The organism is Janthinobacterium sp. (genome assembly GCF_009923995.1).
Classification (GTDB): Bacteria; Pseudomonadota; Gammaproteobacteria; order Burkholderiales; family Burkholderiaceae_D; genus Janthinobacterium.
Map to the genome: position 1 here is coordinate 17,393 of NZ_RFSK01000032.1, position 15,420 is coordinate 32,812.

Annotated in this window: 14 protein-coding genes; 3 read left to right on the forward strand and 11 right to left on the reverse strand. The window is 66.3% G+C overall.

The features are described 5' to 3' along the window. Positions 1-47: 47 nt before the first annotated feature. On the forward strand, positions 48-899 hold the full coding sequence (locus EBS11_RS16530) for an aldo/keto reductase (protein WP_290604506.1): 852 nt from the start codon (positions 48-50) through the stop codon (positions 897-899). Between the two features lie 31 nt (positions 900-930). Here EBS11_RS16530 and EBS11_RS16535 read toward each other — a convergent pair whose 3' ends face one another. Further along, positions 931-1,476, reverse strand: a complete 546-nt coding sequence (locus tag EBS11_RS16535) for an RNA 2'-phosphotransferase (protein ID WP_290604508.1) — start codon at positions 1,474-1,476, stop codon at positions 931-933. Positions 1,477-1,532: 56 nt separating this feature from the next. Further along, positions 1,533-3,611, reverse strand: coding sequence for a TonB-dependent receptor (locus tag EBS11_RS16540; RefSeq protein WP_290604510.1), 2,079 nt, complete (start codon positions 3,609-3,611; stop codon positions 1,533-1,535). Positions 3,612-3,741: 130 nt separating this feature from the next. Between EBS11_RS16540 and EBS11_RS16545 the strand changes: the two genes are divergently transcribed. Beyond that, a complete protein-coding gene (locus EBS11_RS16545) occupies positions 3,742-4,974 on the forward strand; it encodes a response regulator (protein ID WP_290604512.1) in 1,233 nt (410 codons plus the stop codon). On the opposite strand, the gene EBS11_RS16550 is transcribed toward EBS11_RS16545, so the two are convergent. Continuing rightward, positions 4,947-5,321: an immunity 22 family protein gene (locus tag EBS11_RS16550; protein WP_290604514.1), complete on the reverse strand. Its 375-nt coding sequence runs from the start codon at positions 5,319-5,321 to the stop codon at positions 4,947-4,949. The two genes, EBS11_RS16545 and EBS11_RS16550, sit on opposite strands and share 28 nt — an antisense overlap. A gap of 2 nt (positions 5,322-5,323) precedes the next feature. Then, the gene (locus EBS11_RS16555; protein ID WP_290604516.1) at positions 5,324-8,017 is read right to left on the reverse strand and encodes a polysaccharide deacetylase family protein; all 2,694 of its coding nucleotides are present in this window, start codon (positions 8,015-8,017) and stop codon (positions 5,324-5,326) included. 103 nt (positions 8,018-8,120) lie between these two features. On the opposite strand from EBS11_RS16555, the gene EBS11_RS16560 reads away from it, so the two are divergent. After that, the gene (locus tag EBS11_RS16560) at positions 8,121-8,297 is read left to right on the forward strand and encodes a hypothetical protein (protein WP_290604518.1); all 177 of its coding nucleotides are present in this window, start codon (positions 8,121-8,123) and stop codon (positions 8,295-8,297) included. A gap of 70 nt (positions 8,298-8,367) precedes the next feature. On the opposite strand, the gene EBS11_RS16565 is transcribed toward EBS11_RS16560, so the two are convergent. The 7 genes from EBS11_RS16565 to EBS11_RS16595 are packed head-to-tail and all read right to left on the reverse strand — an operon-like array spanning position 8,368 to position 15,391. After that, entirely contained in the window at positions 8,368-9,423 is a 1,056-nt protein-coding gene (locus tag EBS11_RS16565) for an ABC transporter substrate-binding protein (RefSeq protein ID WP_290604520.1), read from the reverse strand. A gap of 48 nt (positions 9,424-9,471) precedes the next feature. Next, on the reverse strand, positions 9,472-10,533 hold the full coding sequence (locus tag EBS11_RS16570) for an ABC transporter substrate-binding protein (protein WP_290604522.1): 1,062 nt from the start codon (positions 10,531-10,533) through the stop codon (positions 9,472-9,474). 39 nt (positions 10,534-10,572) lie between these two features. Further along, a complete protein-coding gene (locus EBS11_RS16575) occupies positions 10,573-11,454 on the reverse strand; it encodes an ABC transporter ATP-binding protein (protein ID WP_290604524.1) in 882 nt (293 codons plus the stop codon). Then, on the reverse strand, positions 11,451-12,731 hold the full coding sequence (locus EBS11_RS16580; protein ID WP_290604526.1) for an MFS transporter: 1,281 nt from the start codon (positions 12,729-12,731) through the stop codon (positions 11,451-11,453). Before EBS11_RS16580 ends, EBS11_RS16575 begins: the two co-directional genes overlap by 4 nt. Then, positions 12,724-13,488 (reverse strand): ABC transporter permease subunit, encoded by a 765-nt coding sequence (locus tag EBS11_RS16585; RefSeq protein WP_290604528.1) that lies wholly within the window; start codon positions 13,486-13,488, stop codon positions 12,724-12,726. The genes EBS11_RS16580 and EBS11_RS16585 overlap by 8 nt, the downstream gene beginning before the upstream one ends. Continuing rightward, positions 13,485-14,327 (reverse strand): ABC transporter permease, encoded by an 843-nt coding sequence (locus EBS11_RS16590; protein ID WP_290604530.1) that lies wholly within the window; start codon positions 14,325-14,327, stop codon positions 13,485-13,487. The genes EBS11_RS16585 and EBS11_RS16590 overlap by 4 nt, the downstream gene beginning before the upstream one ends. After that, positions 14,324-15,391, reverse strand: coding sequence for a PhnD/SsuA/transferrin family substrate-binding protein (locus EBS11_RS16595; protein WP_290604531.1), 1,068 nt, complete (start codon positions 15,389-15,391; stop codon positions 14,324-14,326). Before EBS11_RS16595 ends, EBS11_RS16590 begins: the two co-directional genes overlap by 4 nt. Positions 15,392-15,420 lie beyond the last annotated feature (29 nt).

Genomic DNA, 15,420 nt, shown 5'->3' on the forward strand with positions numbered 1-15,420 from the left:
AATTAAGTCGTAGAGTAGCTCCTGTTAATTACCGAAGGAGCTTAGCCATGGACCATGTCACACTGAACAACGGCATCGCCATGCCCATCGCCGGCTACGGCGTCTTCCAGATCCCCGACCCGGCCGAATGCGAGCGCAGCGTCATCGACGCCATCGGCGCCGGCTACCGCCTGATCGACACGGCGGCCTCCTACATGAACGAAGCGGCCGTCGGCCAGGGCATAGCCCACAGCGGCGTGGCGCGCGAGGAGCTGTTCGTCACCAGCAAGCTGTGGGTGCAGCACACGGGCTACGAGCGCACCACGCAAGCGATCGACGACTCGCTGCGGCGCCTGCAGCTCGATTATCTGGACCTGTACCTGATCCACCAGCCGTTTGGCGACGTCCACGGTTCCTGGCGCGCCATGCAGGACGCGTACCGCAGCGGCAAGCTGCGCGCCATCGGCGTGAGCAATTTCCACACGGACCGGCTGATGGACATCATCGCCTTCAACGACATCGCGCCGGCCGTCAACCAGATCGAAGTCAACCCCTTCCACCAGCAGTCCGACGGCGTGGCCTTCATGCTGGAACACGGCGTGCAGCCGCAGGCATGGGCGCCGTTCGCCGAAGGCCGCAACAAGCTGTTCCAGAATGAAGTGCTGCTGGGCATCGCCGGCAAACACGGCAAGTCCGTCGGCCAGGTCGTCCTGCGCTGGCTCACGCACCGGGGCATCGCCGTACTGGCCAAGACCGTGCGCCGCGAGCGCATGGCGGAAAACCTGGCCATCTTTGATTTCGACCTGGACGAGGCGGACATGGCCGCCATCGCCACCCTGGAAACGGGCACCAGCAGTTTCTTCTCCCACCGCGATCCCGCCATCGTCCAGTGGATGGCCGAACGCAAGCTCGCTATCTGAACCCGCGTGGAAGGGGCAGTCCTGCCCCCCGTCAGGAAAAACCGATGAAGGCCTGCGGCACGGCATGAGTCAGCCACACGCCGTTGGCCGACACGTAAAACGCGTGGCCGTGCGCCTGCATGGCGGCCGCATCCACCGTCAGCACGACGGGCTTGCCATGGCGCGCTCCCACGGCCACGGCCGTTTCGCGGTTGCTGGACAAGTGCACGTGATTGCGCGATCCCGGCAGCAGGCCGGCAGCACGGATCGACTCGACGAAACGGCTGGCCGTGCCGTGGTACAGCATGGCGGGCGGCGCGGCGGGCGGCAAGCCGATGTCGACGGCGGCCAGCGAGTGGCCCTGGTTGGCGCGGATGCGCAAGCCGTCGGCACTGATGGCGTAGCGCGTCTTGCTGTCGCGCGCCACCACGTCATCCAATTGTTCACGGGAAAGGCGGCGGCCATGCCGGGCCGCCTGGGCCAGCAGCTGGCCGATGTCGGCCCAGCCCTGGGCATCGAGTACGAGGCCGATTTTTTCGGGGGCGTGGCGCAGTATGAGGGAAAGGAATTTGCTGGTATGTACTAAGTTATCTGTCATTCAATCTTATTATTGTTGACGCCCACAGCGGGCGCCATGGCCGCAGTCTACGCCTTTTAAAACGCATATGACAAGGTCAGGCGCGCGGAACGGGGTTCGACGGGGTGAAAATGCCGGTCTTCCACTCCGTCCGCCGCCTCGCCGGGCAGGCGCGACGCATAGTAGTAATCGATGTCGCTGGCGCGCTTGTTGAACAGGTTGAAGACATCGAGCGTGATGCGCGTCTTGGGGTTGAGCTGGTAGGCCAGGCGCGCGTAGGCCAGCGTCGTCGAGGCGGAGCGCACGCTATTGTCCTCGATCAAGGGACGGGGGCCGAAGTAGCGCAATTGAAAGGCGCCCGACCAGGGCCCCTGGTCCGTCACGGTCACGCCAAATGACGCCACCTTGCCGATGGCGCCGGGGATATGGTTGCCGGCCGGGTCATCCTGCGTGTAGCGCGAGCGCGAAGCGGCCAGGTCCAGGTCGAACAGCAGCCACGGTGCGGCAATATAATGGTTGTTCCACTCGATGCCGTGGCGCCGGCTGGCGCGGCTCGGTTCCGTTTCGCCCGCGTCGCCCACGAACAGCAGTTCCGAGGCGATATCGAGGCGCCACAGAGCCAGCGAGCTTTGCAGGCCTGGCAGCCATTCCGTGCGCGCCCCCAGCTCCATACCCTTCGTCGGCACCAGGGGCGTGACGGGCGTGGCGGCTTCCCCGTCAGGCAGGCGCGTCTGCGTCGTGCCCCGCGCATCGTTGCTGTGAAAACCCTTGCCATAGTTGACAAAAAATTCCGTCCTGCTCCACGGACCAAGGATCAATGACAGCTTCGGCGAGACGACATGGTCGTTCGCCGTGCCGCTGTCGCCGTCGATACTACTGTCGACTTTGAAACGGTAGGCGTCGTAGCGCAAGCCCGCCACGGAACGCAGCCACGGCAGCCATTGCACGGTGTTTTCACCGTACAGGCCGAGACTGCTCTCGCGCACGCGGTCTTCGCGCACCGTGCTCTGCCGCACCCGCTCCACCGTGTTGTACAGGCCCACGGGCGCCAGGCGGTCGAAACGGGCCTGCACGCCCAGCTTGTTGCGCATGGAGAACCCCGCCAGCTCCGTGCTCCAGCTTTCGCTGGCATTCACGCCCGCCACCGTGCGCCGTTCGCTCTGCTGGAACTGGTCGCCTGCGGCCGGGTTGGCGAGGAAATACGTGAAGTCGCTGTTCAGTTCCAGCTGCGAGCGGATCAGGTAGGCATCCAGCTCGAACAGCCGGTTTTCCGTGCGCTTGCGCATGGCGTAGGACAGGCTGTAGCGCGACGTGTCGCCGCCGTCGCTGGGCGCCAGGCTGCCGAAGCGGCCGATCTGGCCCGATTCCACGGCCCGCAGCGGCACCTGGTCCGTGGCATTCCAGCTATTGTGATAAGCCATGCCCGTCACGCTGAAACCGTCGTCCGGCGTGCCCTGGCTGTAGCGCAGCACGCCGCTGTATTTGCGCACGTGCTCGGGCACGTCCCAGGGACCGTTGTTGCGGTTCACTTCCAGGCCGTACAGCAAGGTGCCCGGCCCGGCGCCGACGGCGTCGGCCACGACGCCGCGCACATAGCCGTGCTGGCCGACGGAAACGCTGGCCTGGCCCGGCGCCAGCTTGTCGGCCAGGCGGATGCGGGCGCTGCCTGCCGAGGCGAAATCGCCTTCGCCCGCGAAATACGGCCCCTTCTTGTAGTCGATGCGCTGCACCAGCTCGGGAATGAGGAAATTGAGGTCCGAATAGCCTTGCCCGTGCGCGTGCGTGCGCATGTTGACGGGCATGCCGTCCACATAGGTGGCGAAATCCGTGCCATGGTCGAGGTTGAAGCCGCGCAGGAAGTACTGGTTGGCCTTGCCGTCGCCGCTGTGCTGGGTGACGATCAGTCCCGGCACGAATTCCAGCAGCTCGCCCGTGCGCAGGGCGGGCCGGTTGATGATCAGCTCGTTCGTGATGACGCCCTGGCTGGCCGCGTCCGACGTGCCGACGGCATTGTCGTAGTGCCCCGTCACGCGCACCGTGCGCGCTTCGTCGGCGCCGCTGGCCGCCTCGGCCGGGTCTGCCGCCACGGCCCTGGCCCCCATGGACAGCAGCGCCAGCGTACAAGCTGCCAGCTGTTTGCGTTTTATCAATGGCATCGCGTCTCCAGTTTTTATGATGTCAGTACGGGCCGCCAGCCTCGTTGCAACATGCACATGCTTATACGTCGCCAGCGTCATTTCGGATTCACTGCCGTGTCCATGGGCACGGCTTTCCAGGGAGTGCCCCGTGGACCAGACCGAGAGCACCAGCAAGCCGGCCAAAAGCCTTGCCGCCGCCCGCAAGCGCGACGTGCTGCCCTATATCCTGCTGTTCATCCTGCTGGCCGGCATGCTGGCCGTGCTGGCCGGGGCCGTGCTGCCGCCCTACTACCACGCCGTGCCGGCGCTGCTGTGGAGCCTGGGTTTTTGCGTCAGCGGCATGCTGCTGGGATTTTTGTTCGGCATCCCCCGCACCGTGCCCTCGGGCACCGTCAACGTGGCCCCGCCCGACGAACGGGCCGCCGGCAAGGGCCGCCCCACGGACGAGCCACCGGCCGCCGGCGCCGATGCGGCGGCGGGAAACCCCGCCAATACCCTGTTCCTGGGCACGCCCACGCCCATGGAAATCAATTCCAACCTGGTGGAAGTCTCGGACTGGCTCACGAAGATCATCGTCGGCGTAGGCTTGATCGAGCTGAAAAGCCTGCCTGGCAGCGCGCGCAGCATGGCGGCCTTCATCGCGCCCAGCCTGGCCATCGATACGGCCACGGCCATGGCGGTGGTGGGCGGCATCATGCTGTTCTTTTCCGTGCACGGCTTCCTGATCGGCTACCTGCTCACGCGCATTTACCTGTCCATCATGATCAAGCGGGCAGACAGCCTCGTCAAGAATGAATCCGTGCGCCTGGAAAGCGGCAAGGAAATCGAAGTCACGGAACTGAGCCGCCTGCAGCAAAAGTCGCTCGACGACATGCAGGAAGCCGTCACGCAGCTGCTGCTGGCCCACCCGCCCGATGGCGGCGCCGCCGTCACGGCCCTGGCCGGCATGCCGACGGCGCAAAAGCCCGCCAGCCTCGTGCTGTGGCTGGACGACCATCCGCGCAACAATACCTTGCTGGTGGAACAGCTGGAACGGGAAAACATCAAGGTGGACCAGGCCGTGTCCATGCGGCAGGCACTGGCCATGCTGCAGCAGAAGCGCTATGCGCTGCTGATCACGGACATGGCGCGGGCCGAAAACGGCCGGCGCATCAAGGATGCGGGCGTGCGCACCGTGCGCGAAGTGCGGCAAGCCCGGCCCGAGCTGCCCATCGTCGTATATTGCAGCAAGGATACGGTGGCCAGCTACGGCACGGAAGCGGAAGCGGCGGGCGCCCGTTTCATCACCACCTCGGGCACCAGCCTGCTGGCCAGCGTCAACAAGCTATTGCACGAGGGGCGCGGCGATGGCGATCAGTCGCCGGGAACATCGGCGCAATAGGCGTAGCTGCCCACGTAATGCAGCGAACTGCGCTGCGGATGCGCCAGCCGGTTGGGCGCAAACACGCACACGCCCGTGTCGACCAGCATGCCGTGCGCGTCCGCGCAGGCCTGCGCCAGCCAGCTGCCGGCATACGACACGCCGTCGAGCAGCTGCGCCAGCGGCGCGGGCGAGGCCTGCAACGCGCTCTCGATGCAGGCCGGTTCGTAGTCCGTGAGACCCGTCTCCAGCATGAATGGCGACGGCACGGCGTCGCCGTCTTCCGTGTACGCGGGAGACACATAAGCCTGCAGCGCTTCCCAGGAGGCGAAGCGGCCGCTGCAGGCAAACACGTGGACCGTGGGCAAAATTAAAGCTTCTCCATCTTTTGCCGCACGGCGGGCGCCATCGAGGCCGTCGGCGCCAGTTCCAGGTAAGTCTTGTACGCGGCCTTGGCCTTGGCGCCATCGCCGGCCTTGGCATACGCGTCGCCCAGGTTCAGGTAGGCGATGGCGCGCGACGGGTCCATCCTGACCGTGTTTTCAAACCAGCGGGCCGCTTCGCGGTATTTTTCCTGCTTGTAGAAGACAAAGCCCAGGTTGTTCGCGGCCAGCGCGAAGTCGGGGCGCAGTTTCAGCGCTTCCGTGAATTGCGCTTCCGCCTGCGCATACTGTTTCTCCTTGTACAGCTGCAAGCCGCGGTCGTTGGCCCGCTGCGCCAGCTGGCGCGCGGAAGTGGGCACGGCGCCCGGCGTGACGATCTTCTGCTCGCCGCCCTGCAAATCCTTCACCGTGACGCTGGCCGCTTGCGGCTTGGCATCGAGCTTGCTGTTCAGGGCGATGGCTTCCGTGGACAGTTGCGCCGTGTTCGGGCTGAGGAATTCCGTCTCTCCCGGCAACTCGAAGACGAAATCCCCCCCTTCCGAACCGGGCAGGCTGCCGAACGCGGGCGTCTGGTTCGAGACGCTGGAGACGGCCGGCGCCACGTAGGCGGCCAGTTCCGTGGCCGTGATCAGGCCGTCGCCGTTCAGGTCGCCCTTGCCCGCCAGGCCTTGCAGCAGGGTCCACGTGAACACGGAGTGGCCGTTCGGTCCGCCGTCGGCGACGAGCTGGTCGCCGCCGCCGGCCGTCAGCATTTGCCGGCCGATGCGCTTGGCGTTGTCGCGCAGGAAGGAACTGGAACCGGCGCCCCGTGTCAGGCCCAGGCCGCTGTAGCAGGCGTCCATGACGAAGAAGGCATGCTTGGCCGTCAGGCTTTCCGCGATATTCTGGATTTCCGTCATCGGGATCGCATCCGTGGCGAACTGCGCCGGGTCGGAGTCGGCGGGTACGATATAGCCCAGGTCACGCCCCGAGCTGAGCTTGCGCGTGGCGCCATGGCCGGCAAAGAAGACGAAGATGCGGTCATTCTTTTGCACGCCGCCATGGGCCAGCTTGTCGTGGAAGGCGGCCAGGATGTTGTTGCGCGTCGCTTCGCCATTTTTCAGGGTCACGACGCGCTCGGGCGCGAAGGCGAATTTCTCGATCAGGGTTTCACGGATGCTTTGCGCGTCGCGCACCGCATATTGCAGCTTCGGCCACTTGGCATAGTCGTCGATGCCGATCACGACGGCCCAGGAATTGGCGTAGCCCGTGGTGACGGGCACTTTTTCCGGCGCGGGCGCCGTGCTTTTCGCCACCTGGAAGCTGGTGCCATCCCAGCCCGCAAATTGATAGCCTTCGGCAACCAGCTTGTCCAGCACGGCCGGCAAGGCTTTCACCGTGCGTTCATGGATGTCGTGGAACAGGATGATGCCGCGCCCCGCCTTGTCGACGGAAGCCAGCACGCGGCTGGTGATGGAACTGGGCACGGGGTCGGCCCAGTCCAGCGAATCGATGTTCCACATCACGGATTTCAGGTGCGCGTCGGCCAGCGCGGCCATGCCTTCGCTGTTGCGCGCGCCATACGGAAAGCGGAACAGCGCGGCCCGCTCGGGGCTGATGGCTTTCAGCAAGGTGTCCGTGCCGAGGATTTCGCCCTTCAGCTTGTCGCCCGTCTGCTTCGACAATTGCGCATGGCTGAAGCTGTGGTTGCCCACGGCATAGCCTTCTTTCATCAGCTTGCGGCTCACTTCCGCGCCTGCGCCCAGCTTGGCGTGGCCTGCCGCGTCCAAGCTGCCCAGGTTGCGGCCCACGTTGAAGAACACGGCCGGTACGCCATACTGTTTCAAAATGGCGCTGATTTCTTCCGTGTAGCGGCGGTGCGGACCGTCGTCGAAGGTCAGCACGATGGTTTTTTTCGGCAAGCCCAGGCCGAAGATTTCCGCCTCGTCCTTCTTGGGCGCGGGCTTGGCGTCGGGCACGGAGCCGGCCGGCGGAGTCGCATAGGGCACGACGATGCCGTTTTCCTTCAGGATCTGTTCGCGGCTGTAGAGCTTTTTCAGCTGCGCCACGTAATCGTCCCACCGTTCACGCTTGAGCTCGATGGCGCGCTGGCCCAGGTTGCCGAAGATTTGCCGGATTTCCTTCTCGTAATTGCGCTCGATCTCGCCCAGCGCGTCCAGGTCTTCGGAAATGCGCTTGTGCAGCTTGATCGCCGGCAAGGACGTATCCCTGGCCACGTCGGCCAGCATGCTTTGCAGCAACTCGCGGAAGGCCAGCCGGTCCGCGTCATACAGACCGGGATCGGATTCGATATACGTCAGCAGGCTGTCGAGCGCCTCGAAGCGGCCCGGATTGGTGGGCGCCGTCAGCTGGTCCAGCGCCGCGTCCAGCCTGGCGATGCGTTCCTGGTTTTCATGGAACAGGGCCTGCCCCACCTTGCGGGCCTCGTCGCGCGCCCCTTCGGGCAAGTTTTGCTCGTCCGCCAGCAGCACGATGATCTTGCGGAAATTGGCCAGCAAGTCGCGGAACTGGCTGGCCACGGCGGCCGTGCCGGCGGCCGCCTGCGGCGCGGCGGCCGGGCTGCCCGGGGCTGGCGCGCCCGGCGTGGCCGTGGTGGCGGGACGGGTAAACGTGTAAATGCCGGCCCCGGCGGCGAGCGCCACGACGACGGTGGCGGCGATCTTGATCGGCTTGGAAGTCACAGGCTTGTCATTCCCTTCACATATTATGCATAAAATTCAGATGGCGCACAGGCGCACGAGGCATAATTGTAGAGCACGCTTGGCAACATGCTCATACGCACAAATGAATTTAGGCAATAATACTGCCGTCAACCTCACAGTGAAAACGGGAAAGAAGATGCACAAGAAACTCTGCGCCGCCGCGCTGATGCTGGGAATGGCACTGTTGCTGCTGCAACTGCGCGCACACGCGGGCGATGGGGTGGTGAACTTTGCGGGACGCGTGTGCCTGCCGCACTGAACGTGCCGCGTCCCGCTGCCGCCGGCGAGCCGTGGGACAGGCGCCGCCCTCCACGCGCCTGTCCGCCGGGCTACACCTTGGCCGGCTCCCAGTAATTAAGCAGGCCCAGCTTTTTCAGGCCGGCCGCCACGAAACGCGGTTCCAGCAGCTCTTCCGCCGTCAGGGGCTGGCGGATCAGCTTTTGTTCCTGCGCAAATGCCAGCACCCTGCGGTAATGGCGGTACACGGCATCGTCATACAGGGGCGACCAGCGTTCCTTCCACTGCAAACCCGGATCGTCGTAGCTGCGCCGCACCACGCTGTCGGGCGTGCCGTTGCGCGTGCCATCCCTGATGACGGCTTCGCGGTTGCCGTCGAGCGCCGCCCAGTGCTGGGCCCGCAGCCAGGCCGTGGCCACCAGTTCCGCGATGGCGGGATGGGCTTGCGTAAAGTCGCGCCGCGCCCACAGTTCCGCCCGCATCTTGCGTTCCGGCAAGCCCTTGCTGGACCAGATGATGCGGCCGATGCCCTTGTCTTCCAGCGGATAGCCATTGATCATGAACAAGGCATCGACGGCGCCCGTGGCCAGCGCGGCCGTGCCCGGTTTCAAATCCATATTAATCAGGCGGAAATCCGTGGGCGACATGCGCTGGTCGGCGATCAGCTGGCGCAAGCCCAGTTCCCACGGCCGGCCCCGGTGCACGCTGATGCGCTTGCCCTTCAGCTCGGCCAATGAGGTGGAGCGCGAGCTGGTGGGCACGAGCAGGAACTGGTCCGTGCCCCGCCCCGCCGGCACGATCACCTGCGTGCGCACGCCGCCCGCGTTGAGTATGACGGACGGCAAGTCGCCATACGCGGCCATGTCGATGCGCCCGCTGGCAAACGCTTCGTTCATGGTCGCGCCCGTGTCGCCCGTGACGGGCAGCCATTCCAGCCGCACGCCCCGCTGCTGCAGTTCGCGCGCCAGCCAGCCTTCCTGCTGCACCCGGTAAGCGATGCCGCCCAGCTCCGCCCTGCCATTTTCCGCAAATCCCGTCGAAGCGATGCGCAGGGCCGCCGGCGGCGCCCCCGCTCCTTTCGCCGCCGACACCGCCTGTCCCGCCAGGGGCAGCAAGGCCAGCCCGCCCATCACCGTGCGTCGCCGCATCGCATTCTCCTCTTCATCGAGCATGACCACCGTTGACGTGCTTCCCGCTCACGCCGCCCGGCGCGTCTGCGCCAGCGCCGCGTCGAAGGGACGGGGGTCGATCCAGGCGCGCACGTCGACCTTGCTGGGCAGGAAGTTCCAGCGGAACAGAAAGTCGCTGAAATCCTGCAAGCCCGCGACCGACGTTTCCGCCAGGTCCGTGTCCAGGCGCAGATGCGCATCCTTGCCGTAAGCCACCTGCACCCAGTGCTCGCTGGCATTCGATTCGCGCGCGAGGAAACGCCGCGTCTCGTCCGCGTGGCCCCGTGCCCACGCTTCGGCCCGCAGCACCTGGTCGACCAGGGTGACGGCGGAAGCAAAATGGTGGTCCAGCAAGTGCGCATCGACGGTGAGAGTGCGCGGCGTGCCGTTGTTGGCGCGGATCAAGGGTTCCGGATGGCTGCCCGTATCGATCACCGTGTGCAGGCCGAACTGCTGCGCCAGCTGGGCGGCCGAGGCGCCTTTCAGGAAGATGGCGTCCACCTCGCCCCGCAAGAGGCCCAGCAGTTCCGGGCTTTGACCGCCCCGCCGCGCGCCGCTGAACAGGTTCGTCGCCGTCCCCTGCTCCGGCGGCGCCTCGCTCTGCCCCGCATTGATCACATAATCGACCAGTTCCACGTCGGCAACCGTCAAACCATCCAGGCTCAGCGCATTTTCCAGCCCCCGCAAGGCTTGCGCGCGCGCAAAGTCGATCTGCGCCCTGGCCCACAAGGGCAAGCCGAAACGCCGGCCCTTCAAGTCGCGCACCGTGGCGATGCCGCTGCCGGGCAGGGTCAGTATCAGCTGCGTCTCGTCCGACCACGACAGGCCGATGACGCGCGTCTCGCGCCCTGCCGCCCTGGCCCACAGGGCGGGAATATTGCCGCCGTGGCGCACGGAGTTCTGCAGGGTATGGTCGAAATGCGATTCGCGCACGGCTTCCTGGTCGGACTCGCGCAAGGAGCGCAGGCTGGTGCCGTCGGCGCGCAAGGCGTCTTCCAGCCAGCCTTGCTGCAGGGCGATGCCCAGGCCCGTCGGGACGGGGCAGCGCGTGTACCACAGGGTGTCGAGTGCTTGGTTCTCATTGCTCATCTTGTATCTCCAGGTTGATGGATATCAAAAACACGAAAATTACAGCGCCATCCTGCGCGCCCATTCATTGCCATCCCACAAGCTGCTGGGGTCCACATCGTGCGCCGCTGGCGCATGCGATTCGTCGAGGTCGCTGAAATCCCCGTGCAAGCCGTCGCGGATGGCGACAAAGCCGGCCGCACCGCGCTGGCGCGGGTGGGCCAGCGGCACCTCCTGCACGCGCCGCACCTTGCCGGGACGCGCGTCGAGCACGACGATGCGGTCGGCCAGGTAGACGGCTTCGTCGATGTCATGCGTGACCATCACCATGGTGATGCCCTCGTCCTGCCACAGGCGGCGCAGTTCCTGCTGCAGGCGCAAGCGGGTCAGCGCGTCGAGGGCGCCCAGCGGCTCGTCCAGCAGCAGCACGTCGGGCCGCCCCACGAGGGCGCGGGCAATCGCCGCCCGCTGCGACATGCCGCCCGACAATTGATGCGGATACGCATCCGCATAGCCATCGAGGCCCACGCGCGTGATTTCCGCCGCCACGCGGGCGTCGCGCTCGGCCAGCGCTACCTTGGTATTGCTGAAGGCCACGGCCACGTTCTGCTGCACCGTCAGCCAGGGGAACAGGCGGTGGTCCTGGAACACGAGGCCGCGGCGCAGATCCGTGCCGCGGATGGGCACGCCATCGTGCAGCAGCAAGCCCGTGTAATCCGTGTCCAGGCCCGCCAAGAGGCGCAGCAGGGTGGATTTGCCGCAGCCGGACGCGCCCACGATGGCAACGAATTCGCCGGGCGCGATCGTCAGCGAAATATCGTCGAGCACGGGCAGCGGCGCGCCTTTCAGCGCGAAGGACTTGCTCACGTGCTGCACCTGCAAGCCGCCGCTCAGCTGCGGGCGTTGCGGCAACAGGGCCGAGGGGGAAACGAGATCATTCATGGCGCACTCTCTGCAGTAGGGGCGAGGGAAGAAACGGCGGCGGGCGGCGCCCGGCGCAGCCAGCGGCTGCCGTGGAAGGCCAGCCAGGCGGCCAGCCACGGGAACAGCCAGATGAGGAACACATTGCGCAAGCCCGTGAGGTCGGCCAGGCGGCCCGCCGCCAGCGCGCCGGCCGTGCCGCCCACCATGCCGAACAGGGTCAAATGGGCGGAAACGCGGGCCTTGTCGACGGGCGCGCGGGCGATATTGTCCGTATTGACGAGGTTATTCACGCCCAGCCCCAGTCCCAGCAGCACCGACGCGGCCAGGTAGGCGATGCTGTCCGGCCACAGGCCCAGGATCAGCAAGGCGGCCATGATGGCCAGGTGGGCGCCGCCGTATAGCTGTTCGCGGTGGCGGCTGGCCAGCACGCAGCGCCCGAGGAACAGCAGCACCAGCACGCAGCTCAAGCCTTGCACGGCCATCAGCCAGACGGCGTGGTGCGCGGGCCAGTGCAGCACGCGGATGGCCAGCAGGATGGAAAACACGCCCACGCTGGACGCCGTGAAGCTGGCGAGGATCTCGAACAGATAGGTGCTGCGCACGATGGGCAGGCGCAGCAGCTGTCGCAGGCTGGCCGCGCCGGGCAACGCGGCCTGCCCCGCCGGCTTGCGCGGCGCCGTACTGCTGGGCAAAGTATTGTTGGGCAATACGTGCCAGCCCAGCACGGCCAGGATGGCGAACATCAGGGCGGAAATCAAGAAGCCCGCCTTCAGTCCCAGCTGCGCGATCAGGTAATTGCCGCACAGGGGGCCGAGGAATTGCATGCCGAGGATCAACGTTCCCTTGTACCAGCCCGCCTTGCCCTGCCCCAGTTCCGGCAGGCGCACGAGAAACACGGTGCTCATGGCCACGATGCGCAGCGAGATGCACAGTCCCACCAAGAACATCAGCAAGGCCACCCATTGCCAGCCGGGCAGCCACGGCAGCACGCAAAAGGCCAGCGCCAGGCTCAGGCTGACACCGGCGTACAGATGCTTCGGGTTACCGCGCGACAAGATATAGCCGGCTGGAATGGTGCCCAGCGCCATGGCCAGGGTTTCCGCGCTGCTGATCGCGGCCAGCTGGAAGTTGCTCACGTGCAAATGCAGTCCCAGCAGGGTGGCCAGCACCTTGTTCATGCCGATCGTCACGCCCGACAGCAGGGTCAAGCCGATAAAGCGCAGCAAGAAGGCGCGCAGCTCGCCGTCGCGGGCGCTCGCGGCCGCCTCTGCCGTCAATGGCAAGGATTCACTCACTGCTGCGCCCCTTCACCAGCAGGCGCGCGAGACGGGCAAACCCCACGTTCATGGCCTGCGCCAGCAAGGCGATCACGAGCACGGCCAGCAGGACGACGTCCATGCGGCCCGACACTTCGCCGTTGAGCAATAATGACCCCATGCCGGGACCGGCTGAAAACAGCAGTTCGCCGCCCAGGCACGCCAGCCAGGCGAACGCCAGCGCATGCGTGACGCCCGTGACGATGGCCGGCATGGCGCCCGGCAGCAGGATGCGCCGCAGGGTCTGCCAGCGCGTCAGGGTCAGCACCTGCCCCACTTCGCGCAGGCGCCCTTCCACCTGGCGCATGCCCGCATACGTGTTGAGCACGGTAGGATAAAAGGCGGCGATGGCGATCACCAGCAGCTTGGCGCCGTCGCCATTGCCCACCCACAAGCCCAGCAAGGGAATCAGGCCCAGCAAAGGCACTTGCCGGATGCTGTGGAACAGAGGGCCGATCAGGCGGTCCGCCAGCGGCGACTGCGCCATCAGCGCGCCCGTGACGATGCCCGCGCTGCCACCCAGCAGCAAGCCGGCCAGGGTACGGCCCAGGCTGGCGCGCAGATGCACCCACAGCTCGCCCGTGACGAGCAGGTCGCACAGGCTGTGCGCCAGGTCGCCCAGCGACACGAAGATATACGCGGCGGCCGCGCCCTGGCCGGACGCCCATTGCCAGGCGCCCAGCAGGGCCAGCGGCAGCAGCGCACCCTTGATGATCTGGATCAAACGTTGTTTCATATGGTCTCTCCACTACGCTTCCAGCGCATCAGCCATGCTTCCAGCGCGTGGCAAGCCCGGTCCAGGCCGAAGCCGATGGCGCCCGTCAGCACCACGCCTACCATGACCACGTCGAGGCGGAACATTTGCCGGCCCATTTCCATCATCTGCCCCAGGCCGCTGTCGGCGGCCAGCAATTCCGCGCCCACCAGCACCATCCACGAGCGCGACAGGGCGATGCGCATGCCCGTCAGCGCGGCCGGCACGATGGCGGGCAGGACGATCAGGCGGATGCGCTGCCAGCGCGAAAAGCAATACACTTGCGCCACCTCAAAGTAGCGCTGCGACAGGTTGCGGATGGCGTCATGCACGGCCAGCGCGACGATGAAGAAGCTGGCCTTGGCGACGATAAACACCTTGAAACTCTCGCCGATGCCGAACAGCAGGATAAACAGGGGGATCAGGGCGACGGTGGGCAGCTGGCGCAAGACATTGAAAGTGGGGTCGACGTAGCTACGCAAGCCGGGGGACAGGCCCAGCACGACGCCAAACGCCAGGCCAGCGCTGGCGCCCAGGCCGAAACCGGCCAGCAGGCGGAACAGGCTGATGCCCAGGTGCTGGCCCAGTTCGCCGCTTTCGGCCAGGTCGGCGGCCGTCAGCAGCACTTGCCACGGCGACATCAAGATGTGCGCGGGCATCCATTCCAAGGCGGTGGCCGCCGTCCACAGCAGCAGCAAAGCCAGCGGCGACGTCCACACGGACCAGGGCGAGCGCACGAAGCGCTGCAGCCAGGGGACAGAGGCTGCACGCGCCGGTGCGGCGGCGCGCGGCAAGGCGATGGCGGTGACGAGGGAAGTCATGGCGTCCAGTAGGTTTGCAATTTCAGCTGCGCCAGCGCCTGGTTGACGAACTGGGGCGCGAACAGGCTGTCGACCTGCAGGGGCCGCCCGATCAGGCCCGCGCTCTTCGCATACGCCGCCTCGCCCACGTAATGCTGGCGCAGGCTGGCCGTAAACAACGGCGACCAGCGCGCCTGCCACGGCGTGTGGTCGCCCGCCAGCTCGCGCCGCACGACGCTTTCCACCTGGCCGGCCGCCGCCTCCGTGCGCACGTACTCGTCTTCGCCGCCGGCGCCGGCGGCCCGGTGGTGCTCGCGCACATACGCCGTCACCACCAGCTGGGCCAGCTGCGGATAGCGCTGCAGGAAGCCGCTGTCGGCCCACAGTTCGGCCCGCATCTTCCAGTCCTGCGGCGGCGCCTTGCTGGACCAGATGATCTTGCCCACCTGTTTATCTTCCAGCAGGAAGGCGTCGCTGAGGGTGAAGAAGGCGTCCACGCCGCCCGTCGCCACGGCGGCAGCGCCCGCCTGCGGATTGAGGTTGAGGATCTTGACGTCGCGCAAAGTCATGCCATTCGCTTCCAGCAGGCGCGCGAACGGGTATTCCCACGGCCGGCCACGGTGCAGGGCGATCTTCTTGCCCTTCAAGTCCTTGATCGAGCGGGCCGTGGAGCCGCGCGGCACCACCAGGTAGGTATTGCTGAAGCTGCCGCCGGGCAGGATCAGCCGCGTCTGCAAGCCCGAGGCATTGGCGATAATCGAGGGCAAGTCGCCATACTGGGCCAGGTCGATCGAATGGTTGGCAAACGCTTCGTTGACTTGCGTCGCCACGGAATTGGTGGTGACGGGCACCCATTCCAGCTTCACGCCCAGCTTGCCCAGTTCGGCCGCCAGCCAGCCCTGCGCGGCCACCTGGGCGGCGGAGCCGGCAAACACGGTCTTGCCGGACGGCGCCGCGCGCGCCACGACGGCGATGCGCACGGCGTCCGGCAGCGGCTCGGCGGCCGCCCCGATGGCTGGCGCCAGCAGGCTGGCCGCCACGATGGCGGCAGACAGCTTGCGCCAGCTCAAACGTAATAATTTCAATGACATTGCGGACCTGTTCTTGATTAAAG